Origin of the sequence: Hyphomonas sp., assembly GCF_046313735.1 — a bacterium.
Lineage (GTDB): Bacteria > Pseudomonadota > Alphaproteobacteria > Caulobacterales > Hyphomonadaceae > Hyphomonas.
Window position 1 is genome coordinate 23,863 of the sequence record NZ_JBKBXW010000015.1, and the last position, 21,953, is coordinate 45,815.

16 protein-coding genes and 2 pseudogenes are annotated in these 21,953 nt (G+C 63.2%); 6 read left to right on the top strand and 12 right to left on the bottom strand.

Annotated features, from left to right (window positions below; all coding sequences use genetic code 11):
• Positions 1–171 precede the first annotated feature (171 nt).
• From ACK4SV_RS08865 to ACK4SV_RS08895, 7 genes and pseudogenes are all read right to left on the bottom strand, one after another.
• The gene (locus tag ACK4SV_RS08865; RefSeq protein ID WP_409917462.1) at positions 172–1,434 is read right to left on the bottom strand and encodes a F390 synthetase-related protein; all 1,263 of its coding nucleotides are present in this window, start codon (positions 1,432–1,434) and stop codon (positions 172–174) included.
• Entirely contained in the window at positions 1,434–2,210 is a 777-nt protein-coding gene (locus tag ACK4SV_RS08870; RefSeq protein WP_409917463.1) for an MBL fold metallo-hydrolase, read from the bottom strand. Before ACK4SV_RS08870 ends, ACK4SV_RS08865 begins: the two co-directional genes overlap by 1 nt.
• Positions 2,210–3,175 carry an NAD-dependent epimerase/dehydratase family protein gene (locus tag ACK4SV_RS08875; RefSeq protein WP_409917464.1) on the bottom strand — a complete coding sequence of 322 codons (966 nt, stop codon included), beginning with the start codon at positions 3,173–3,175 and terminating at the stop codon, positions 2,210–2,212. Before ACK4SV_RS08875 ends, ACK4SV_RS08870 begins: the two co-directional genes overlap by 1 nt.
• A 4-nt stretch (positions 3,176–3,179) precedes the next feature.
• Positions 3,180–4,250 carry a 3-oxoacyl-ACP synthase III family protein gene (locus tag ACK4SV_RS08880; protein ID WP_409917465.1) on the bottom strand — a complete coding sequence of 357 codons (1,071 nt, stop codon included), beginning with the start codon at positions 4,248–4,250 and terminating at the stop codon, positions 3,180–3,182.
• A gap of 109 nt (positions 4,251–4,359) precedes the next feature.
• Positions 4,360–4,872 (bottom strand): annotated as a pseudogene (locus ACK4SV_RS08885) (altronate dehydratase); the annotation flags it as partial.
• Positions 4,787–5,089 (bottom strand): hypothetical protein, encoded by a 303-nt coding sequence (locus ACK4SV_RS08890; RefSeq protein WP_409917466.1) that lies wholly within the window; start codon positions 5,087–5,089, stop codon positions 4,787–4,789. The pseudogene ACK4SV_RS08885 and the gene ACK4SV_RS08890, both read right to left, overlap by 86 nt.
• Positions 5,090–5,140: 51 nt before the next feature.
• The gene (locus ACK4SV_RS08895; RefSeq protein ID WP_409917467.1) at positions 5,141–5,581 is read right to left on the bottom strand and encodes a hypothetical protein; all 441 of its coding nucleotides are present in this window, start codon (positions 5,579–5,581) and stop codon (positions 5,141–5,143) included.
• 24 nt (positions 5,582–5,605) lie between these two features.
• On the opposite strand from ACK4SV_RS08895, the pseudogene ACK4SV_RS08900 reads away from it, so the two are divergent.
• A pseudogene (locus tag ACK4SV_RS08900) lies at positions 5,606–6,094 on the top strand (enolase C-terminal domain-like protein); the annotation flags it as partial.
• 118 nt (positions 6,095–6,212) lie between these two features.
• Here the strand turns inward: ACK4SV_RS08900 and ACK4SV_RS08905 are convergent.
• The 3 genes from ACK4SV_RS08905 to ACK4SV_RS08915 form a co-directional block, all read right to left on the bottom strand.
• Positions 6,213–9,587, bottom strand: coding sequence for a TonB-dependent receptor domain-containing protein (locus tag ACK4SV_RS08905; protein WP_409917468.1), 3,375 nt, complete (start codon positions 9,585–9,587; stop codon positions 6,213–6,215).
• A gap of 126 nt (positions 9,588–9,713) precedes the next feature.
• The gene (locus ACK4SV_RS08910; RefSeq protein WP_409917469.1) at positions 9,714–10,736 is read right to left on the bottom strand and encodes a FecR family protein; all 1,023 of its coding nucleotides are present in this window, start codon (positions 10,734–10,736) and stop codon (positions 9,714–9,716) included.
• A gap of 16 nt (positions 10,737–10,752) precedes the next feature.
• Positions 10,753–11,298, bottom strand: coding sequence for an RNA polymerase sigma factor (locus ACK4SV_RS08915; RefSeq protein WP_409917470.1), 546 nt, complete (start codon positions 11,296–11,298; stop codon positions 10,753–10,755).
• Between the two features lie 162 nt (positions 11,299–11,460).
• Here ACK4SV_RS08915 and ACK4SV_RS08920 point away from each other — a divergent pair, with 162 nt between their 5' ends.
• A complete protein-coding gene (locus ACK4SV_RS08920; RefSeq protein ID WP_409917471.1) occupies positions 11,461–13,245 on the top strand; it encodes an amidohydrolase family protein in 1,785 nt (594 codons plus the stop codon).
• 98 nt (positions 13,246–13,343) lie between these two features.
• On the opposite strand, the gene ACK4SV_RS08925 is transcribed toward ACK4SV_RS08920, so the two are convergent.
• A complete protein-coding gene (locus tag ACK4SV_RS08925) occupies positions 13,344–16,211 on the bottom strand; it encodes a M16 family metallopeptidase (protein ID WP_409917472.1) in 2,868 nt (955 codons plus the stop codon).
• Between the two features lie 149 nt (positions 16,212–16,360).
• Positions 16,361–17,542, bottom strand: coding sequence for an acyl-CoA dehydrogenase family protein (locus ACK4SV_RS08930; RefSeq protein WP_409917473.1), 1,182 nt, complete (start codon positions 17,540–17,542; stop codon positions 16,361–16,363).
• 269 nt (positions 17,543–17,811) lie between these two features.
• Between ACK4SV_RS08930 and ACK4SV_RS08935 the strand changes: the two genes are divergently transcribed.
• The 4 genes from ACK4SV_RS08935 (at position 17,812) to ACK4SV_RS08950 (ending at position 21,953) form a co-directional block, all read left to right on the top strand.
• Positions 17,812–18,891 (top strand): hypothetical protein, encoded by a 1,080-nt coding sequence (locus ACK4SV_RS08935; RefSeq protein WP_409917474.1) that lies wholly within the window; start codon positions 17,812–17,814, stop codon positions 18,889–18,891.
• A gap of 16 nt (positions 18,892–18,907) precedes the next feature.
• Entirely contained in the window at positions 18,908–19,438 is a 531-nt protein-coding gene (gene rfbC / locus ACK4SV_RS08940; RefSeq protein ID WP_409917475.1) for a dTDP-4-dehydrorhamnose 3,5-epimerase, read from the top strand.
• 86 nt (positions 19,439–19,524) lie between these two features.
• Positions 19,525–20,847, top strand: a complete 1,323-nt coding sequence (locus ACK4SV_RS08945) for an NAD(P)H-dependent oxidoreductase (RefSeq protein ID WP_409917476.1) — start codon at positions 19,525–19,527, stop codon at positions 20,845–20,847.
• On the top strand, positions 20,844–21,953 hold the full coding sequence (locus ACK4SV_RS08950; RefSeq protein WP_409917477.1) for an NAD-dependent epimerase/dehydratase family protein: 1,110 nt from the start codon (positions 20,844–20,846) through the stop codon (positions 21,951–21,953). The genes ACK4SV_RS08945 and ACK4SV_RS08950 overlap by 4 nt, the downstream gene beginning before the upstream one ends.

Consider the following 21,953-nt stretch of genomic DNA (forward strand, 5'->3'; position numbering starts at 1 on the left):
CTGCTGCTGAAGGCCAGAGGGAGCGGTCACTCGCCCGCAGGAGTGTTGGCGTGCCTGCGGGTGTGCACTGAACAAGTAACTCCTGGCCCGCCAGCGTGATCATTCCTGGCTGTTTGCCAGGAGCGGTCAGCCTGCAGATCGGATACCATCCGGGCGATATGCAGAGGGGTGTCATCGCGTGGGTGACCAGGCTCGGTGAATGCGACGCAGTTTTGAGCCGGGCAGGAGCGTAAGCCGCTCTGTCGCAGCGGTAATGCTGGCTTTTGCGCCGAGTCGGTTCAGAAGGGTTTGTACGGATGCCTCTGCCGCTGGGAGCAGGTCCGCAAAGCCTGGCGGCAAGGCAAGGCGCAACGCTGTCTCGCCCTCTTGAACCAGACGGAAATCACTGATCCGGCGATCAGCACTGACAATTGCATTGCGCAGGATATCCGGCGTGATGGTTATTGGTTGCCCCGAAAGCCCCGGCAACACGAAACAATCATCAAGGCGTCCAGCAATGGCGCTGACAGCCTGCAGGGGTGATCCGCAGGTACAGGGGGCGGCAGAGAGCTGCAACAGATCGTTCATCCGGTAACGGACCATCATCTGCGTTCGCCGTGTGAAGTCCGTTATCAGGGGTTTGGAAAGGCCGCCTTCGTCTTCCCATTCAAAGGCCACGCAGTCCTCGCAAAGATGCAGTGTCCCGTGTGCGCAGGCGACACCGAACAAGCCTTCTGTTGCCATATAGATCTCGCGAACCGTCAATCCGAACCGGGCTTCGATTTCCTTTCGGTCGTGCATCTCGAGCACTTCGGCGCCCGAGAATATAGCATCGGGCCTCAGCGCCGCGTCTGCACGGGCAAGAGCGAGCAGGGCATGTGGCGGTGCGACGATGACGTCCGGTGCGAACTTGGCGACCGCAGGGATCAGGGTATCCAGCCCGTCCTTGAGGTCGAAGAATTTCAGCGCGAGGCGGCCGGTTTCGTTGGCGGCCTCATAGAGGCGGCTCGAGGTGGGCAGCATGACGGCGACCCGGTAGGCGCGGCGGATTGCATCGGGCAAGGCCTTTGCGAGCAATGTGCCGAGCCAGAGATAGCGTTCCGCTTCGCTGATTACATAGAGGCCGCGATTGCCGCTTGTGCCAGTGCTGGCGCCGACAGAGTGGCGCCCGATGCGGCCAGTGGTCTCAAACGCTGCCCATGCCTGATCCGAGGTTATGCCAGGGGCATTGTATCGGTGAAAACCGGACATAAGGACGGACTTGTCCATGACCGGGAACTCTGTGAGAGGGCGGCCCTTCATGCCTGTGAAGGCGGCGGCCCGGGGAGCGACATTATCCAGGAAGTGCCGAAGACGCCGGGCTTGCAAGTCCCGGACCGCTTCAGCCGAGGAAAGGCGCCTAGCCCGCGCCTGCGCGCGCCAGAATGCGTAGAGGGTCAAAGCGGCGGCTTTCATCAGGCCGGCTCCGGATCATGGCAGAGGACAATCCTGCCGCCTGCGGCCGCAAAGGCCCGAAGGCGCCCGGATGTCTGTTCGGCCGCAGACGGATCATCCAGAATCCAGCGAGCAGGCGGGCCTGGTGCGCGCGCCTCGCGGATCGAGGTCCACAGCCAGTCTGCATCCCCGGCATAAAGCAGGGGCGGATCCTGGCGCGCAAAGAGATAGCCCGTATGGCCGCGCATATGGCCGGGCAGCGGGATGGCGAGGACTTCCCCGTCGCCGAAGACATCCTGCGCGGGACCGAGGCCGAAAGGCGCCGCCACGGTTAGGACCGAGGATAGCGGAACAAGGCGGGTCTCAAAATCCTCGGGCAGAAGTTCACCAAAGACCCCGTGGCGCAGCCGGGAAAAGGCGCCAGTCTTCAGGACGTGTGCTGTGCCTGCGGCGTCTGCATAGATGGACGCGTCCGGGTAGTCGCGAAGCGCCGATACATGATCCGCATGCAGATGGGTCAGCAGGATCGCGCGAATGTCGGGAGATGCTTGCGGCAACGCGCTCTCTGTAAGGGCGGGCCGGAGGATCGCGGCATAGAGCGACAGGGGCAGGGACCTTGGCCCCTTCGTCACGCGGGCAGAGTAGCCGGTATCGATCAGGCACGGGCCAGCGACCGGATGGCGGAATCGCGCATAGCGCACAGCGAGGCGGATCCATCGCCAGCTGCCGCCGCGCAGGACAAGCCGCTCTGGTACATACACACCGGCGCTGTCCGGGAAGGAAAGGTCTTCAATCATCACGTCTTTCCAAAGGTGCGGCGCAGGCCTTCATCGAAGGCGATCTGCGGGCGCCAGCCGAGCGCGTGCCGAGCAGCCGTGATGTCGAGCGTCTGGGTGTAGGCAAACAGCCCTGCACTATAGGCTGTCAGGCGCGGTTCGGGCCGGCGCGGGTGCAGGCGTGCGGCCGCTTCCAGTCCGCGTGCGGCGGCGATCAGCAGGCGCCGGGGCATGGGCCGCCAGCGGATGGTGCAACCTGCCTCCCTGGCGGCCAGGTCTGCAATCTGCCGCACACGGATCGCCTCTCCGCTGGAGACGTTGTAGACCTTTTGCGGCAGATTTCCCGGAGCCCTCAGGGCTGCAAGGATCGCGGCGACGGCATCGTCCACATGGGTCAGGTCCGTCTCTGCGGCGCCGTCATTGATGAGTGGCAGCGGACCCTGCCTTGCCGCCTTGAGCAGCCGCGGCAGCAGCGCTGTGTCCCCGGCGCCATAGAGCCCCCGGGGGCGCAGGATCACGGCATCGAGCCGGGTTTCTGAAAGCACCAGTTCCTCGGCAATGCGCTTGGTCTGCGCATACATGTTGACCGGAGTGGGCAGGGGGTGATCCTCGGGGACGAGGCGCTGGTCGCAGAACCGGAAATACACGCTTGGCGTTGAGATGTGAACGAAGCGCTTTGCCCCCGCATCGACTGCATACTCGAGAGCGGCCCGCGTGCCTGCGATGTTCGCGGAGGCGAAATCCTGCGGCCGTCCCCACGCGGAGGATAGCGCGGCACAATGCACGGCTGCGTGAACAGGAGACCCGTCCGCCGGAGGGCCCTTTGAGAGATCATGCGCCAATGTGCGCGCGCCCATTTCTGCCAACGCAGCGAGTTTCTGCCGGTTCCGGCCTATGGCGACGACATCTGCATCCCCCGCCAGCAGCGCCCGGACGAGCGCCCCGCCGAGAAAGCCGGTGGCCCCGGTAACAGCAAAGGTGCTCATTCGTTCAGGTCTCGAGCAGCGCGGCGCCGAGCGAGACGCCAGCGGAGGTTCCGATCAGCAGGATACGCTGTTTCGCGCTGATCCGGCCCTCCTGGCGCGCCAGTTCCAGCGCGATGGGGAGCGACGCTGCGACCTGATTTCCGATCAGGCGGACCCGGTCGAACACAAGGCCGGGCTTGAATCCTCCTCGGCGTATGATGTGCGCGAGGGCGTGCGGGCTCGCCTGATGCGGGATGACGAGATCGATGTCCTGCCTGCGAAGGCCGACTGTATCGAGAAACCGATCGAGGAATCCGGGCAGCGCCGCAGCCGTCAAGCGATAGAGCGCGCGCCCGTCCATCTGAAACCACGCGCTGCGCCCGAAGGTGTCCGGATCGGCGTGGTAATCGAGTCGGGTGCCGCCGGCGGGCAGCTGGCAGGCTTCATAGCCCTGCGCAAAAGTCTCCATCCGGAAATGTGTCAGCCGCCCGAGCGGGCCGGCCTTGCGGGCACCTGGCGCGCTCAAGATGATCGCTGCGGCCCCGTCGCTGAACAGGCCGGCGGTTTCCGGCGCGTCCCTCCAAGGCAGGGCGCGCGAGGCAATTTCCGAAGTGACGACAAGGACATGCCGCGCCCGGCCCGCCGCGATATGCAGGGCTGCGACATCCGCTGCAACGAGTGCGCTGAGGCAGGTGGCGTTCACATCATAGGCCGGAAAGGTCAGCGCATCGGCGGCGAGTTCGCGCTTGATCAGCGGCGCTGTCGCCGGAATGGGCTGGCGGCCCACCGAGGCGCCGAACAGCAAAAGATCAATATCTTCAATGACCAGACCGGCATCGGCGAGTGCCCGGCGCGCCGCCGCAGCGCCGAGCGCTTCCTGCGTCTCGCCGGGGGCGGCCACATAGCGGCGCGCGACCCCGCAGCGGGCTTCCAGCCAGCCGGGAGGGCGGCCAATACGGTGGTCGATCTCCTCCGACGCGACCTCGGATTGCGGAAGGGCGATCCCGAGCCCTGACAGGCAGGGCGCAACAGGGAGGGGCGTGCTGGCAAGCCTCGGCATATCACACAGGGACAATTCGTGAGTGAGCATTTGCATACTATATCAGCGTCCGGCAGGGCGCGCAAGCTGGCAGTTTACCGGCGTTTTGCGTCTGCCGCATCCTCTGAGTTCTTTTCGTCAAGGCTGAGGTGGCGCCGGCGCGCGCTTACATCCAGGCGCCAAGTTGCCAGGGAACGAATTCGTGATCGCCTAGCCCATTTAGCTCCGACGCAGTCCGGCCTCCGGATGCTGCCTCGATCATTTGCGCAAAGATAAGGTCACCGAGGTCCGATACCGGTGTGCCGCTGAGAATTGGTGAGCAATCGATGTCGATATCCCCTGCCATCCGGCGGGCGAGGTCGCCGTTCGAGGCGGGCTTCAGGCACGGGGCGGGCTTTGAGCCAAAGACTGATCCGCGTCCGGTTGTGAAGGCAATCAGGTTTGCCCCGCTTGCGATCTGCCCGGTCGCTGAGCAGGGATCGTAGCCCGGGCTGTCCATGAATACGAAGCCGGGTTGCGAAATCTGCTCGGCATACCGACAGACGCCCCTCAGCGGGCTCGTGCCGGACTTGGCGACGGCTCCGAGGGATTTTTCAACAACCGTGGTCAGGCCGCCTGCGATATTTCCAGGCGAGGGATTGTTGTTGAGGTCTGCGCCGTTCCGGGCCGTCTTCCCGCGGGGCGCCGCTGCCCGGATCAATCTTGTAGCCCTTTTCGGTGATGGTCAGGGTCACGATCTTCACGCCCGGGTTTGTCATCGCGGCGACCAGTGCCTTCGGACTTTCCGGGGCGAGCAAAACCTTGCGGATGATACCGATGATGCGGGACTCGCTCTGATCGCTGGAGCGTGTCTGCAGGGTGTAGAGGCCGCCCTGCGGCATGAGCTGATCGCGCACGGCGGGAGACCGGAGGCTTGCGCCCGCAATTCCCCTACGCATATCTCTGAGTCAGGCAAGTGTATCGAAGCAGGCGGCCTCGTGCGCGCGGTGAAATGCGCCGGTGCCGAGGTGGACGATGCCTGTTGTCAACTGATCGCGATCATAACGCGGGTAGGAAAAGTTCCTGGCTCCGGAAAGAACAGCTGGGGAGACGCGAGGGGGGCATGAGAAAAGCCCCGGCAGCCAGAGCGAGATGGACGGGAAGAGTGTGAGCAGGATGAGCACGGCAATGAGTGTGCCGTAAAATGGCCAGATCGACTTCACCGCATCTTCGACGCGAATGCCCCCGACGGCAGCGCTATGGACAGGAGCGATCCGACAGGCGGTGTCAGCAGGCCGATGCCGAGGTTCAGCATCAGCGCCCCCGGCGACGAAGCCCGGAATGATTCCAGCGAGGAACAGGCTGCCGATTGAAACGCTTGCGGGGCTGGCCGCTGCATCGAGGATCATGTTGTGGCTGGGTGGGATCAGAATGCCGAGAACCAGGAAGCCTTTCGCCTGATCCGCCAGCACACGGTTACGCCGCTCGCGGTCGGCGAAGTCTTCAACACGATCCATGACTGCCGCGAGCTGATCCAGCACCAGCTGATCGACTATATCCGCGCGACGCTGGTTCACGCTGGCGGCATCACGCATGTGAGGCGGATTGCCGATCTTGCCGCGCTCCACCAGGTCCGCACGGGCTTCCATGGCGCGACCGATCTTTCGCCGGTCTGCTTGGGCGCTGCGCTGCATTTCGATACCTGGGTCCCGAATTTCGGCATCCAGGAATACATGCGCCACACGCCGGAGACCGACGAAGTCTTCCCGCACGACTACAGCTTCAATGATGGATACCTGCATTGCGGCGAAACGCCCGGCCAAGGCGTTGAAATCGATGAAGCGGCTGCCGCGCGCTTCCCCTACGATCCCAAGCAGCTGCCTGTGGCCCGCCTCAAGGATGGCACCCTGTGGAACTGGTAATGCCAGCCCTCAGCGGGATGTTTCCCATTTTTGAAGGCGGCTATTGTCCGCCCGAGACAGACTGTTCAGACCGGCCCGAAGCCATATGCAGGCTCCGGGCGCGGTCTGGTTCGCTTCCTCAGAACGCCTTCCGGACGCTGGCATACCAGTACCGGCCATAAGGCTGGTAGAGGGCGCCATTGAAGCCGGTGGAGCTTGAATCCTGGGGCGGCAGCTTGTTGCCAATATTGCGTACGCCAAGGCGGACGCGGGTGTTGGCGGCAAGGCCGTCCTCGAAGGCATACTGGCCGTAGAGGTTAAAGGTCTGCTGGTCTGCGACTTCCCAGTTCTCGCCGGCATTGACGATGGTGGTGTCAATGAAGCTGCCGGTATACTGGGTGTAGGCGCCCACCGTGATGGCATCGGTGGGCTGCCAGGTCATCGACGCATTCCACTTCCATTTCGGGGACCCGTTCTGGCGCAGAAGGTCGCCGCCGCCCGGAATGATCGTGCCCTCGTTGATCTGTCCGGCGTCGCGGGCATCGATCAGAGCCTGAATATCGGGGGAGGGCGCCCGCTCATATTTGATCAGATGCGCGACATTGACGTCGAAATTGAAGCGCCCGATCGGGGTCTCGCGCAGCGCCAGCGCGGCAGACAGGTCAAGTCCGCGCACGGTCTGCGGTTGAAGGTTCCGGTAGGCGTCATTGACGAACAGGACCCGGCCGACCGGGTCGAGACCTGTGCCGGCAAAGGCGGCGATCTCGTCCAGTGTCGGCGCGGCGCGCACCACATCGGGATTGCTCGAGCCTTGCGTGCGCAGCAGGTAGTCGAGGATCAGCGCATTGCCCTCGCCATAGATTCCGATCAGGCCTTCCTGCTCGACGTTCCAATAGTCCGCCGTGAAGGTGAGGACGCCGAAGTTTTCCGGCAGGAAGCGCGGCTGGATGACCGTGCCGACAGTCCATGTGTCGGCGGTTTCGGCCTCCAGGTCCGGATTGCCGGCGCGGCGGCCTGTCGTTGCGAAACCAAAGCCGGTGCAGGCGTTGAAACTGCTGATCCGTCCGGCGCGCAGCTCTGCTTCGCAGCGCACCCAGTCCGTGCGGGTGTTGGAGCGCGAGACGACCGTTGCGTTCACCTGTTCAAGGTTTGGCGCGCGGAAGGACTGCGCCCATGAGCCGCGGAAGCGCAGCCCATCGACCACGGTCCAGGACGCAGCGACTTTCGGCTTCGCGATATCTCCGAAGTCGGAGTAATTTTCATACCGACCCGCGACCTGCATCTCGACGCTTTCAACCAGCGGAATGCCCATATCCGGCGAGATGACGGGGATTGCGAATTCGATGAAGGCAGCTCCCACCGTCCGTGAACCCCGCGTATCCGGCGTATCACTCGTGCCAATCAGATCGCTTGGCGAGACATTGCCTGTGATCGGGTTCCTGTAAGTGAAGGTTCCGTCGACATGGACATCACGTTCATCGAACTGCGTGTCCCGGCGCAGCTCGAGCCCGGTTGCCATGCCGACATTGCCGCCAGGCAGGCTGAACATATCCGGCCGGGACAGTTTGAGATCCCACATGCCGAGCTTGGTGCGCGAATAGCGCTCGGTCCGGATCGTTGCATAATTGATGGCCGCAGCGTTCGAGAGGTTTCCATCCCGCCCGCCGGGGCTTGCGGGATCGCCGCCATTGAACGGATTGTAGGCGTCCGGCGTGGACCAGGAGAGGGCTTCCTGCAGGCGGCTTGCGCTGACGCCGTCCTGCTGGTCGCGGACGCTCGCCCGGGACAAGGTGATGGCGCTTTCCCAGTCAAATCCGCGCCATTCGCCGCGCAGGCCGCCAAGCAGGCGGAACTGGTGGTTCTCGACATCGACGGCAGACAGGCCGAAATCATCAAACCGGTAGCTGGTGATGGTGACGTTTGCGCCATTCGGCGAAATGTTGAGACCGGAGAGGCGGTTCGGGTTGGGCGTGCCGTCTGCGAAGGTGACCGGGCCAAAGGGGTTCCAGTAATTGCTTGCCGGAACGGTGATTTGCGCTGCCGCCAGCATGGTCGAGGACTGCTGGACGGCGCTGGTCTCTGCATAATAGTAGCCGAGCTCGCCGAACATGGTCACGCCGTTGTCGAGTTCGTACCGCGCGGTCGAGAAAAGGTTGATCCGCTCAAGATCGGGGATCAGCGAGGTGCCGACAGAATTGAAATCGTAGCGTGTGTTGCGGTCAGCCCCTGTCGTGGCGCGCGCGCCCTGCCGCAGGCAGACGCCGTCGCCGATCGGTGCGCGGCAGTTTCCGTTGGCGGACGGGATGATCGAAAACGCGCCGGCTGCTGTCGTCAGCGCGACACCATTCCGCGTGATCGTGCCTGTTCCGAGTGCGCTGAAATTGCCCCAGGGGCTGATGACGCTCGTGCGGTCAAGCGTGCCGACGCCGGCAAAGTCAGTTCCTTCAAAGAAATTCGTCCGGTTGGCGGTCGCGGTCCAATTCTGGTCTGTAGTCTTCAATTCCGTGCGGTCGGTATAGCCGAGGAAGAAGGAGACATTGCCCCGGTCGCCGGCGAAGTCTGTCCCGAAGGTTCCGTTGATATCGACCTGCTGAAGATCTGTGCCTTCTGCGCCGCCATACTGGATGGTGATGTCTCCGCCCCGCGAGACTTCCCGGAGCACCGTATTCACGACGCCTGCGACCGCATCAGCGCCATAGATCGCGGCTGCGCCATCACGGAGGACTTCGATCCGCCGGACGCCCGCCGTGGGGATCGCGTTGGTGTTGTAGGTGAGAACAGGAACGAGGTTCTCGTTTGCACGGCTGGTCGGGTGCTGAACCATCCGGCGTCCGTTCAGGAGGACGAGGGTATTGCCGACACCGAGGTTGCGCAGGTTCACCGAGCCGACATCGCCGCGGGCGGCGTTGCTGGATTGCGGTAGATAGGTTGCGTTGAAGGTCACATCCCCCATCTGCGGGATGGCCCGGAACAGGTCGTCCCCCGAGACGGCGGCGATCGCGGCGATCTGGTCTTCCCCGATGACCGTCACGGGCAGGGCGGCTGTGGTGACGGCGCCCTGGATGTGCGATCCGACCACGACAATCGTCTGTTCCCGCCGCTCCGCCTGCTCTGCAGCTGCTGTTCGCAGGAGCGGATCGGCGCCGAGGCTGCCTTCGGTGATGATTTCCGGATCTGCGCCTGCAGGTTCGGTCGATGCGGCATCGATCAGGAACACTTCAGACGGGGTGACCCGGTAGCTCAGCCCGGCATTTGTGAGCAGATGCGAGAGGGCATCCTCCGGCTCGAAGCGGCCGCTCAGGCCGGCGCTCTGCTTGCCGCTGACCAGATCGGATGCGACGAGGATTTCCCGCGAACTCTGGCGGGAGAATTCATTGAGGGCTTGAGAGAGGGCGCCGGGCGGAACGGAAAACTCCACAGGCTCGGCGAAGGCCGCGCCCGTCATGATTGCAGTCATCGCAGCGCCGCCCATGGCCGTGCGCTTCAGCCTGTGCCGTTGTGTCGGAGACGTCATCTTGTCCTCATTCGCTTCATCTCAGCCCTGGCTGGCAGGAGACGGTTCGAAGACTCCTCAGCCCTTACACTGGATGACGCAGGGACGTGCCTATTCCGCCACGCGTTGTGTCAACTTCGTAACAAATCAGGACGGGTGTGATATTTTCAACACGATTGTGTCACCGTCCCGCTCGGCTTCCAGCGGGAAATAGGCTTCGAGGGCTTCGGCAAAGCGGGCCTGCTGGCCACTGCGGAACATGCCGGTGACGCGAAGCTGCGTCAGCGCTTCTTCCTCTGCGATGATCTGGACGGTCGAATAGCGGTTCATTTCAGCCAGCGCTTCGGCCAGGGGCGTATCGTCGAATGTGACGAATCCCTTGCTCCAGCTGGTCGCCTTGCTGGTATCAACCTGGCTCACCTCCGGCGCCGCCGCGGCCAGCAACGCGACATAGCGCTCACCTGATGTAAGGTGGACGACAGCATCTCCTGCGCGGGGTTCTGGGTCCGCTTTTCCTGCGATCGCGACCTTGCCATCAACCAGGACGACCTCGACCGCTGTCTTGCTCAGCCGCACATCGAAAACTGTGCCAAGCGCGATAACGCGCTGACCCCCGGCGACCACCGAAAAGGGGCGCGCCTCATCATGCGCCACCTCGAACAGGGCCTGGCCCTTGTGGAGCGTGATGAGCCGCTCGCCGGCGGTGTACCCAACCTCGATCCGGCTGTCTGTGTTCAGGGTGACCACTGAGCCATCCTCAAGCGTGATGCTGGCGCGCTGGCCAATCGCGGTTTCATGGGCGCTCGGCGGCACTTCGGCAGCAATGAGGGGAGGCTGTTCTGCCGGTCCCCGCGTCAGGATCACGCCCATCGGGAACGCAACTGCGGCGACAACGAGGGCTGCGACGAGCGCCATGCTGCGTCCGGAGACGGATCCGTTTTGCCGCAAGGCAGCTGCCCGCAATGCGCTCAGATCCGGGCGGTTCGCAACTTGCCTGAGGGCAGTAATCGATTGCCGCAACTGCTCGAACGCTTCCTCATGCGCCGGGTCCGCAGCCAGCCAGCGAAGGAATTCGTCGCGGTCCGCCTCGGTACATTGCGGATTGCGCAGCCGGGCGTCCCAGCGGGCTGCAGCCGTCTGCACGTCCTTGTCCCGGGCAGGCGTTGTCATTTTCATCCTGTGTCCGTCAGGGCCGCTTTCGAAGGTCAAGGCGGCGCAAAAGGTGTGCGTTCGCCCGCGACATGTACTTCTCGACGGTGCTTACCGCCACTCCGAGTTTCCGCGCAATCTCTGCGTGGCGGTATTCCTCGAAATGGTAAAGAACGAATGCCGCCCGGACAGGTTCTGGCAAATCGTGCAACGCGTTGATCAGCAAATCCAGTGTCTCCTTACCAATAAGGACGCGCTCTGGATCAAAATCCGCCTCACCGTGACGGTCGTCATCAAAAGTTTCCGATTGCCCGCCGCCGCGCGCCTCAGCGCGGCGCAGACTGTCCACCAGCACGTTGCGCGCCGTCCGGAACAGGTAGGCCTCACTCGACTGAATGCCCGCGAGGTCCCCCTGACGGGCCATCCGCGCAAACACTTCCTGCACAAGGTCGTCGGCCTCCATGAAGCCGGGCGCGCGGCGCTGGAAATAGGTTCTCAGCGCTCGGCCATAGGTTCTGACCCAGTCATCCAGTTTCGGCGCCGGCATGGCAGTGGACTGGCTGGGATGGGGCCGCTGAGGCATGGTGGTGTCACCTTTCTGTCATCGACTAAAGCCGCAGCAGGGCCTGACCTCAATAGGGAATATACTCACCCCGGGGGAGCGGGTTTGTTGCTCCGGTGCGTCTAAACAATCAAACCGGCCGCTATCGACAAGCGGATTCGTCTGGATACATCGGAGTCACGCATGAACCGCCTTTTGATTGTTCTCGTCATGGGGCTGATTGCCTTGCTGCTCCTGCCAATTGCCGCAGCAAGGCCGGCGCCCGTGACAGCGATCACGAATGTAGAGGTGTTCGACGCAACTGGCGCACCGCCCTGGCGCGGCACTGTTCTCATCCGGGAAGGCCGGATTATTGACGCTGGCCCGAGGGTTCGCGCGCCGCACGGTGCGGCGGTGATCGACGGGGCAGGCCGGGCGCTGTTGCCGGGCCTGTACGATGTGCACACGCATTGGACGCCGCGCGGCACACCGTCCGCGCTTCCCGAGATCGCGGCGCTCTATCTGGCGGCAGGCGTGACGACGGTGCTCGATTTCCATCAGCCACCCGAAGCCTATCTGCCCCGCCGCGAATGGCTGGGCCAGATTCCCTCACCTCATGTGAAGCTAATCGCCCGGATGAGCACGCCCGGCGGGCATGGCGCAGACTGGGGCGACCAGTCGACCACGCTCTGGGCGTCCACGCCGGAATCGGCCCGCCTCGCCGTGCAATCGCTGCTGCCCTATGCGCCTGACTATATCAAAGTGTTCGCGGACGGCTGGCGCTATGAGCGCGCGCCCGAAGAAACCAGCATGAATGAAGAAACGCTGACCGCCCTGGCGGAGGAGGCGCACTCACATGGCATTCGCCTGCTGACCCATACGGTGACAGCATCGCGCGGCGCGATTGCGGCCCGGGCCGGCATCGACATCATCGCCCATAGCCTGCAGGACCGCTACCTGACAGAGGCAGAGATTGCCGAGATCGCCGCCTCCGGCCTTGCCTATGCGCCCACGCTCGCAATCTATGAACCACGCCGGCCGGGCGCGCCGGAGCTGGACCTTGAGAACGCAGCCGTGCGGTTCCGTGTCTGGAAATATGAGGTCGCCGAGGAAAACCTGCGCCGCCTTGTGGCTGCGGGTGTTCCTGTTGCCCTCGGAACGGACGCGGGGATCGGCGGGCTCAGGCACGGCGAGGCAACCCTGCGGGAGCTGGAACTGCTGGTTGCTGCCGGCCTGTCGCCGACTGACGCACTTCTTGCCGGCACGTCCGCTAGCGCGGACGCACTCGGCCTTGGCGATGACAGGGGCCGCATCCTGCCAGGTCAGCGAGCAGACCTTGTGCTGGTCGATGGCAAGCCCTGGCAATCGATCAGTGACATCCGGAAGACCATGCTGGTCCTGGTGGATGGCAAGGTGGTCCATGATGCCGCAAACCCGCCCGCGCCCTTGCCGCCGACCCTCCCGCCGCGTCCGGCTGCGCCGCTGATCGATGATTTCGAGCGTGCTGACAGGCGTACCGCCATCGACACCTTGCCGGTGACCGATCTTGATTTTGGCATGGAGCGGTCGGTGATCACGCATCTCCGCCGCCCCCGCGAAGGGGGAGGGCATGTCCTCTCCGTCAGTGCACAGATGGCGCGGCGGGACAATGCAATGGTCGCGGTCCTGCTTCCACTGAGCCGGGGATCGGTCATTCCGGCTGATGTGAGCGCCTTTGACGGGATCCGGTTCGAGTTTCACGGCGAAGGCGCCTACACCCTCCGTGTGCTGACGCTGAACGGTCTTTGGGAGGCTGCTTTCGAAGCGGAAGGCGGTTGGCAGACGGTGATGCTGCCATTCAGCGCGCTTCAGCCGGCTGCAAATTTTGGCGCATCCGGCGAATGGAGCGGGCTCGATGTACTGCAGGTGGGTATCGAAGTCCGCCGTCCCGGTGGTGAGACGGCCTGGTTCGATCTCGACAATCTCGGTTTCTATGCCGCCGGAGACTGACATTTCCCGGGCGCACGGGGCTGAAAGCAACGCAGGGCGAATGCGCTCCGGAACTGACGTCCGGACAATGCCAGGAGCTCCTTGCACAGCTATCTGCGTCAGCGGGTCAGGCTATCGACGGCGTCGTTTATGAGAACCGGTTCTCCGAGGCCGAGGGCAGATAGGCGTGCCACCTGCGTTCCGGCGTCGCCGACGATGACGTAATGCATCGCATCGGGCCGGATCAGCCGGCCGGCCAGGTCCTGCACGTCGCTGACCGTCAGGGCGTCTACGGCTTCGATCTGCCGGCTGACATAGTCATAGGGCAGGCTGTAGTCGGCGATATCCGACAAGGCGTTCAGCTTGGCGCCGAGCGATTCAAAACGGCGAGCCTGGCTCTTGATGAAGAAGCTCTTCGTCACGTCGAGGTCTTCCTCGGTGAAGGTCGCGGCGTAATCGGACATGATCTCGCGGACGAGTTCCGTCGCTTCCAGCGTCACATTTGACCGCACGCCGCTCGACACGATGAACGTCCCGGTCCGTGCTGTAGCGCTGAAGGTGGAGCCGATGCCATAAGTGTAACCCTTGCCCTCCCGGAGTTCCTGAGTCAGGCGGGAAGCAAAGCCGCCGCCGCCGAGCCGGTAGTTCATCACGCCTGCGAGGTCGAAGTCCGGATCTGTGCGGAGCAGAGACGGGCCGCCAAAACGCAGGACGGACTGTGATGATCCGGGTACATCATAGAAGTGAAGGCGGGCAGATTCGGGTGCCGTAACCGGCGGCTCCTCAGGCAGCACAACCTCCGAGCGTTGCCAGCGCGCCGAGAGTCCGCTGAGCGCGGCCATGACATCCGTCTGGCTTGCATCACCGACTATCCGGAAGCTCGCGAGGTGCGGAGAGAGATTGGACGCGTGCCAGGCCTTGAGATCTTCGAGCGTGATGGCCGACAGTGATGAGTTGCTGCCGAGGACGCTGCGCGCCCGCATGCTGCCCTCGCCGAAATTCACGAGGTTGAATGCCCGGACGGCGATGGTGTTCGGATCGCTCTTTGACCGCTCGATACCGTCGCGCGTTCGGGCGAGGGCGAGGGCAAACTCGGCTTCGTCCCATCGCGGCTCCATCAGGGCTTCTTCGACAAGGGCGAGGGTTGGGCCGAGATTGCGGGCGAGCGTTGAGCCGATGATCTGGAAAGTTTCTCCAGTGACGGCTGCGGAGACATTCGCCCCGAGCAGGGCAAAGGCCTTGTCGAGCTCCGCCGGAGTGCGGCTCGCGGTGCCTTTCAGAAGGACTTCTGCCAGCAGGTTCGCGGTTCCGGCGGTTTCGGGCGTGTCCAGCAGGTGGCCGCCCTGCATCACGAGTGAGAAGCGGATGAGGGGCAACTCGTCATCCGTGATCCCGAAGACCTCGATTCCGTTGGCTGTCGCAGTTTGCCAGACGGCCGGCGGGGTCAGCTGCGGCGCTGGCCCGTAGGGCGGCTCGACGCTGCGATCGATCAGCGAGGGCGTGCGCTCATATTCGGCAGAGCTGGTCAGGTCGAACTCTGCTTCAGCGCCTTCAACAATCGGCTCAATGACGACTTCAGCGCGGACCGAGCCCGTGAGCGCCAGCTCCGGTGCGCCGCGGGGCACGAAGCTGGTGGCGACATGCGGGCGGCCCTTGATGTAAGTCTCGTAGACGCGGCGGACGTCTTCAGCCGTGACGGCCTGGATGCGGGCGAGGTCTTCATCGATGAAGCCGGGGTCGCCGGCAAACATGCTGTAGCGGGCAAGCTGCGCGCCTTTGCCGAGGACGCTGCCGAGGCCGTTATAGAAGGCGACTTCCTGCTGGATCTTCACCCGTTGCAGGTCCTCGTCCGAGATCGGGCGGGATTCAAAGCGGGCGAAGCCTTCTTCGAGCGCGGCGGCAACATCATCGAGCGGCGTGCCGCTGAAGGCGCTGACCTGCAGGATCCACTCGCCGGCAAGTTCGCTGGTGTAGGGAAAGACAGAGACGGTGGCTGCGACCTTTGCCTCATCGATCAGCACTTCATTTAGCGGGGCTTCCTTGCCGTCCGTCAGCAGCTCGCCGAGCACGGCTAGGGCGTAGCTGTCGGGATGGAACATCTCGACAGTCGGCCAGTTGAGGGTCAGCTGGGGCAGGCGGGCGAAGTTGTCTTCATGGTAGAGGCGGACGGTTTCCTGCAGATCGGCGGGCATCGGCTCAAGGCGCTCGATCTCCGGGCCGCGCGGGATTTCGGCAAAGTAACGCTCGACCCACGCGCGGGCCTGGTCGGGATCAAAGTCGCCCGCGACCACCAGCGTCACATTGTTGGGCGTGTACCACGCATTGTAGAATTCCTTGACGTCGTCGAGCGTCGCAGCCTGCAAATCCTCCAGCGAGCCGATCACTTGCCAGCTATAGGGGTGGCCCTCAGGATAGAGCGCCTGATGCATCACATAGAAGGTGTGGCCATAAGGGCGGTTGTCGACACCCTGGCGCTTCTCGTTCTTGACGACCTGCTTTTCCTTTTCGAGCACCGGCTCGGTCACCGTGTTGATGAACCAGCCGAGCTTGTCGGCCTCCGCCCAGAGCATTTTCTCCAGCGCGTCATTCGGCACTGTTTGCAGGTAGTCGGTCCGGTCGCGGTTGGTTGAGCCATTGGCGCCTGAGCCGCCGATGCGCGCGGAGAGCTGGTCAAGCCCGCCGGGGCCGAGATTCTCCGATTCGAGGAAGAGGAGGTGTTCGAAGAGGTGGGCAAATCCTGTGCGGCCGGGCTTTTCGCGGGCTGAGCCGACATGCGCTGTGAGCGAAACGGCGACGACGGGGTCCGAGCGGTCAATGTGGAAAATGACGGTAAGGCCGTTGTCGAGGGTGAAGGCTTCATAGGGCAGGAGAGATGAGGTGGAGTCTGCCGTGCGGGCAGCCTCCTCGCCGGGCGTGACGGGCCCCAACGCGGTGCAGGCTGAAACCATGAATGCCAGGGCTGCAAACACAAACCGGGGAAATGGCATCAAAGACTCCTGGAGCAACATGCGTGTCAGCCCGGCAAGCCGGAACAAACCTCGTAAGTGACCCGGGAAGCCCTCGCAAGGTGGTTCATGAGCAGCGGGCTGGCCCGTTGGTGTGTCGTCAAATGGCGAGGCAGGAGATGGTAATGGGCCTAAAGCCCAAGCACCATCTTAGCGATGATGTTCCGCTGCACTTCGTTTGATCCGCCATAGATAGAGCCGGCCCGGTTGTTGAGATACCGCGCTGTTGCCGTCACGAGGCTTTTTGGGCCGATCACCTCGCCATTGGAGCAGGGGCGCCACGCATCGGGCTGAAAAGGCGCTGCATAACTGCCCAGCGCGTCGATGCCGAGTGTGTCAATCGCCTGCATCAGTTCGGTCCGCTGGATTTTGAGCATCGAAGCTGCCGGCCCCGGCGGCTGGCCGCTTGAAAGGTCTGCCAGCACCCGCTGTTCTGTCATCTTGGTTGCTTCAACCCGGATCGCAACATCGCCGAGCCTGCGGATCAGGCCCGGCTCAGCATCGCCGTTTGACATGACCTGCGCGTGATAGCGCTTCAAAAGCGCTTCCAGCCCGGCTGAAGAGCCTGATCCGCGCTCGAATTCGAGCAGGTATTTGGCGACGGACCAGCCATCATTCTCCTTACCGAGCCGGCCGCTCTTGGGCACGCGGACATCATCAAAGAAGACCTGGTTCAGCTCATGCTCGCCGGCCAATGTGATGATCGGGTCGACCTTGATGCCCGGTGTATCCATGTCGAGCAGCAGGAAAGTGATACCGCTCTGGGGCTTGGCGGCGGGGTCGGTCCGCACGAGGCAGAACATCTTGTTGGCGTGATGGGCGTGGGTGGTCCAGATCTTCGTGCCATTCAGGATGTAATCATCACCGTCGCTCTCCGCTCGCAGCTGAAGAGAGGCGAGGTCAGAGCCTGCGCCTGGCTCGGAGTACCCTTGGCACCAGTAGTCTTCCCCGGACAGGATGCGCGGAAGGTAGTAGGCTTTCTGCTCGGGGGTCCCGTATCCGATGATGCAGGGGCCGACCATGCCGAGCCCCATCGGGGCGAGGCCGGGCGCACCGGCGCGGGCACACTCCGAGGCGAAGATGTAGCGTTTCATCTCGTCCCAGCCGGTGCCGCCATAGGCCTTCGGCCAGTGCGGCGCGACCCACCCACGGGCATGAAGAATGCGCTGCCAGGGCAGGGAGTATTCAGGCTCGATGAAGACGCTGGTGGCCAACCTCCCGGCCGCTGAGAGTTCGGGTGTCAGCTTGTCTGCAAGAAAAGCGCGGACTTCATCCCGGAACTCGATGTCCGCCGGTGTCAATTCGAGGTCCATTCTGCGTGTTTCCTGTCTCTGGACCTGCCCCGTGCCGGCGGGTCTGCCTCTTGCCGCTGCAGGCTGGCAGAAACTGGCGGGGACGCCAACCTCGGAACGTCTGTAGGCAGGTGTGCAGAGAACCAAAAACAGGGCAGGTTCCCTGCAAGTTTCACACAAACCGGTGAACCCGCTGTTCATGACCCTTGGCGTATCATACGGTCATTGCGGGCGGGACGATTGTGGAAGAGCCGAACTCCTCTAGGATTTCCGGAGAACCGGGGGCTGATATGCTTGGCCGGCCAGAAATCCTGTCGCTCTTTCCAGCGATGCCGGTGGAAGCGGACTGGGTGCAGCATGTGCTCAGCCCTCTGCGGATCCGCCTCCTGCCCAAGGGTGCTGAGATCCCGGTGTATCCTGGCGCGATATATCTTTTCGCGAGTGTGCTCCGGATGAACCTCGATCCGGCATTTCTTGCCCGGGTCCGGCAGGCTGGCGGGTGCGGCCTGATCCATATTGGCGACGAGTATTATCGCGGGGACTTTGCGGCCTATGCCGCGTTCGATTTTGTCTTCCGGATGATGCCGTTTGAGGGCGTGGAAAGTCCGGGAGTTTTTCCCCTACCACTGGGTGTCACAAGCGATTTCGGGCCGGAATGCCGGACACCGCCGGGTGCCCGGGAGCTCAGCTGGATGTTTGCAGGGGACTGGAAGGCAGACCGGCACGTGATGGCCCGCGCCTTTCGGGATGTTCCGGGCGGCCTGCTGTCGCTGCCGAAATCCTACAAGGGTGAGGCTGGCATCAGCCGGGCCGAATACAAGGCCGCGATGTCAAACGCCGTATTCGCTCCATGCCCGTCCGGCAATGTCTGTATCGAAACCTTCCGGCCTTACGAGGCGCTGCATCTCGGCGCTATTCCGCTGATCCCGAAGCGCAGGCTTTCCGATCCCTACGGTCTCTTGCTGGGACCTCATCCCTTGCCCTCATTCGAGGATTGGCGCGGCGCGGCAAAGTTCGTGGCAGAGATGTGGGCGACACCGGCCGCGCTCGACCGGCTGCAGGCCGAATGCCTCGAATGGTGGGACGCTTTCAGGCCCGAGCTCAGCAGGCGCGCCGCGGCGTTCATCGACGAAGGCCGGAAAGGCGCATTCCGCGAAATCCTGGCGTCACAGTTTGGAAAGGGAGTCGGCCGGGCCGCCCGTTTGAAGGGTCTTCTGGTGCAACAGAACGCCGATCAGACTTTTGCCCGGGCCGGTTTCCACCTGCGCCGCCTCGCACACAAGGTAACAACCGGCAAAACGCTCTCGGGACGCTGGTCGATTTCCGAGCCGGAAGCGAACTCGTCGTCCGGGCCGGGCAAACAGGACTGATGCGGAGCCAACAGGAATGATTATCCGGCCAGTCGGGATTGATGGCGCAGCCGAAATAGATTTGCAGCGCCGGGGGGATGCGCGCGGCTTCTTTGCCCGTACCTTCTGCGCGGACACGTTTGCGGCGCATGGGCTGCCGACCGGCTTCGTTCAGGCGAACATGTCGTGGTCCGAGCGTGCGGGTACGCTGCGGGGCCTGCATTTCCAGCGTGCGCCGGATGAAGAGGACAAGCTGATAAGGTGCGTGCGCGGGGCTGTGTTTGACGTCGTTGCTGATCTGAGGCCGGAGTCCCCCACATATCTCAAATGGGTCGGGATCGAACTGGCGGCCGAAAACCGCAAGCAGGTGCTGATCCCGAAAGGGTGCGCGCATGGGTTCCAGACGCTGATGGATGATACGGAAGTCGCTTACATGGTCAGCGCGCCTTATGCGCCGCAATCAGAAAGCGGGGTCCGGTGGGACGATCCTGCGCTGGCGATTTCCTGGCCCCTCCCCCCGACAGAGCTTTCGGACAAGGACCGCAGCTGGCCATTTCTGAATGTATGACACAGGCAGAGCGGCGGGCATGGTGCTTGCGATGAATTCTCTCCGGAACTCGGAAAGTCCCAAGATAGGGCAAGGGCAGGTTTGAAATGATCCTTCTAGATACAGCGCTCGACGCCCGCGCCGCAGCCGGCCAGCCGGTGCAGGTTGCGATGTTTGGCGCCGGCTATATGGGCCGGGGCGTATCCAGCCAGATCCTGCGGCATGTGCCGGGCCTTCGCCTCGCTGTGATCTGCAACCGGTCTCTGGAAAAGGCCGCAGGCTGCTACACGGCGACTGGCATCAACCCGTCTGCGATCCGCGAAGTGCACACGCCCGCTGAGCTGGATGATGCGATCTCAGCCGGCATGTATGCCGTCACCACCGACCCTGCGGTTGCGGCGGCGGCAAGCCTTATTGATGTGACCCTCGAGGCGACCGGCCATGTGGCCTATGGCGCGCGCGTGACACTGCTCTCGATCGAGCATCGCAAGCCGATGGTTTCAATGAACGCAGAGCTGGACGCGACCTGCGGCGCCATCCTGAAACACATGGCCGATGAAGCCGGGATCATCCTGGCGGGCGCGGACGGCGACCAGCCGGTCGTGCAGATGAACCTCGTGCGGTATGTGCGCGGGCTGGGGCTGAAGCCGCTCATCTGCGGCAATATCAAGGGCCTTCAGGATCGCTACCGGACGCCCGCGACGCAGGCCGCATTTGCAAAGCAATGGGGCCAGACGCCGGAGATGGTGACGAGTTTTGCCGACGGCACCAAGATTTCCTTCGAGCAGGCTATGACTGCAAATTCGACCGGCATGACGATCGCCCGGCGAGGGATGATCGGGCTGGAGCACCGCGGCCATGTTGATGAGCTTGTAACGGCTTATGACCTTGATGAGGTGCGCGCGCTGGGCGGTATTGTTGACTATGTTGTCGGCAGCCAGCCGAACCCGGGCATTTTCGTTTTCGCCGAGGCCGGCGATGACACCCAGAAAATCTACCTCGATTACGGCAAGCTGGGGCAGGGGCCAGTCTACAGCTTCTATACGGCCTGGCACCTGACAGCGCTTGAGGTACACAACTCCATCGGGCGCGTCAGCCTGTTCGGCGACATTCCGATTGCCCCCATCGGTGCGCCACGGGTCGAGGTTGTGGCCACTGCGAAGCGCGACCTGAAAGCCGGTGAAACGCTCGACGGCATCGGCGGGTTCATGACCTATGGGGTCTGCGAAACAGCCGAGATCATGAAGGCAGAAAATCTTGTGCCCATGGGCATCGCCGAAGGCTGCGTGCTGACGCGGGATGTTCCAAAGGACGCTGTGCTGACAACCGCAGATATTTCCGTGCCGAAGGATAGCGTGGTCCATGACCTGCGCGCGCGGCAGGACGCACATTTCAAGACACTTCAAGCTCAGAACGAGGCCGTTGCATGAAGACCGGGCAGGATGTTGTAAACGCAGACCTTGCGGAGATCGCTTCGACGCTCGCCGAAGAGTTCGGCGAGATGGCCGGTAAACGGCTTCTGATCATCGGCGGGGCGGGCTTCCTGGGCTATTACCTCGTCCAGTCGGTTCTTCATTATAATGACGTTTCGGGCCGGGCGCCGGTTCAGGTGACGGTTCTGGACAATTACATGCGCGGCGTGCCGGACTGGCTCTCGGCGCTGGATGGCCGGCCAGACCTGACCATCGGTCGGCATGATGTACTTGATCCGCTGCCAGCAAACATGCCGCCGCAGGACTTTCTGATCCACGCGGCCTCGATTGCATCGCCGATTTTCTATCGTCAGTATCCGATCGAAACCATGGATGCGAATGTGAACGGTCTGCGCAATCTTCTGGAGCAGGCGCGCGCCTGGGCCGCCGCCGGACATCCGATGACGGGCTTCCTCTTCTACTCCACCAGCGAAATCTATGGTGATCCGACGGCGGACAATATCCCGACGCCGGAGACCTATCGCGGCAATGTTTCCTGCACCGGGCCCCGCGCCTGCTATGACGAGTCCAAGCGCTATGGCGAGACGCTTTGCGTCAACTTCGCGAAGGTGCATGGCGTGCCAGTGCGGATCGCGCGGCCCTTCAACAACTATGGCCCGGGCCTGAAGATCACCGATGGCCGTGTCCTGCCGGATTTTGCGCGGGATATTTTCGCTGGCCGGGACATCGTCATGCTTTCGGACGGCTCGCCGACGCGCACCTTCTGCTACATCGCAGACGCTGTTGCAGGCTACTACAAGATCCTCGTCCGGGGACGGGACGGCGAAGCCTATAACATCGGGACCGAGACGCCCGAGATCAGCATGGCAGAGCTTGCGCGCCGGGTGACGGCAATCGCGGCAGACCTGTTCGGCTATCAGGGCAAGGTCGTTCTCGGTAAATCCGACGACAGTGAATACCTGACGGACAACCCCAACCGCCGCTGCCCGGTGATCGAAAAGGCCCGGACGGAACTTGGATATGAGCCGGTAGTCGGACCTGATGAGGGTCTGCGCCGGGCGCTCATCTGGTATTCCACGAACCAAGAGGCGGAGGTGGCCTGA

Bases quoted from the DNA above. Each gene is read 5' to 3' on its own strand.
- ACK4SV_RS08875 (WP_409917464.1), bottom strand. From the start codon at position 3,175: ATGAGCACCTTTGCTGTTACCGGGGCCACCGGCTTTCTCGGCGGGGCG.
- ACK4SV_RS08880 (WP_409917465.1), bottom strand. From the start codon at position 4,250: ATGCAAATGCTCACTCACGAATTGTCCCTGTGTGATATGCCGAGGCTT.
- ACK4SV_RS08905 (WP_409917468.1), bottom strand. From the start codon at position 9,587: ATGACGTCTCCGACACAACGGCACAGGCTGAAGCGCACGGCCATGGGC.
- ACK4SV_RS08945 (WP_409917476.1), top strand. From the start codon at position 19,525: ATGATCCTTCTAGATACAGCGCTCGACGCCCGCGCCGCAGCCGGCCAG.
- ACK4SV_RS08925 (WP_409917472.1), bottom strand. From the start codon at position 16,211: ATGCCATTTCCCCGGTTTGTGTTTGCAGCCCTGGCATTCATGGTTTCA.
- ACK4SV_RS08935 (WP_409917474.1), top strand. From the start codon at position 17,812: ATGCTTGGCCGGCCAGAAATCCTGTCGCTCTTTCCAGCGATGCCGGTG.
- ACK4SV_RS08910 (WP_409917469.1), bottom strand. From the start codon at position 10,736: ATGACAACGCCTGCCCGGGACAAGGACGTGCAGACGGCTGCAGCCCGC.
- ACK4SV_RS08865 (WP_409917462.1), bottom strand. From the start codon at position 1,434: ATGAAAGCCGCCGCTTTGACCCTCTACGCATTCTGGCGCGCGCAGGCG.
- ACK4SV_RS08870 (WP_409917463.1), bottom strand. From the start codon at position 2,210: ATGATTGAAGACCTTTCCTTCCCGGACAGCGCCGGTGTGTATGTACCA.
- ACK4SV_RS08950 (WP_409917477.1), top strand. From the start codon at position 20,844: ATGAAGACCGGGCAGGATGTTGTAAACGCAGACCTTGCGGAGATCGCT.
- rfbC (WP_409917475.1), top strand. From the start codon at position 18,908: ATGATTATCCGGCCAGTCGGGATTGATGGCGCAGCCGAAATAGATTTG.
- ACK4SV_RS08895 (WP_409917467.1), bottom strand. From the start codon at position 5,581: ATGATCCTCGATGCAGCGGCCAGCCCCGCAAGCGTTTCAATCGGCAGC.
- ACK4SV_RS08915 (WP_409917470.1), bottom strand. From the start codon at position 11,298: ATGCCTCAGCGGCCCCATCCCAGCCAGTCCACTGCCATGCCGGCGCCG.
- ACK4SV_RS08930 (WP_409917473.1), bottom strand. From the start codon at position 17,542: ATGGACCTCGAATTGACACCGGCGGACATCGAGTTCCGGGATGAAGTC.
- ACK4SV_RS08920 (WP_409917471.1), top strand. From the start codon at position 11,461: ATGAACCGCCTTTTGATTGTTCTCGTCATGGGGCTGATTGCCTTGCTG.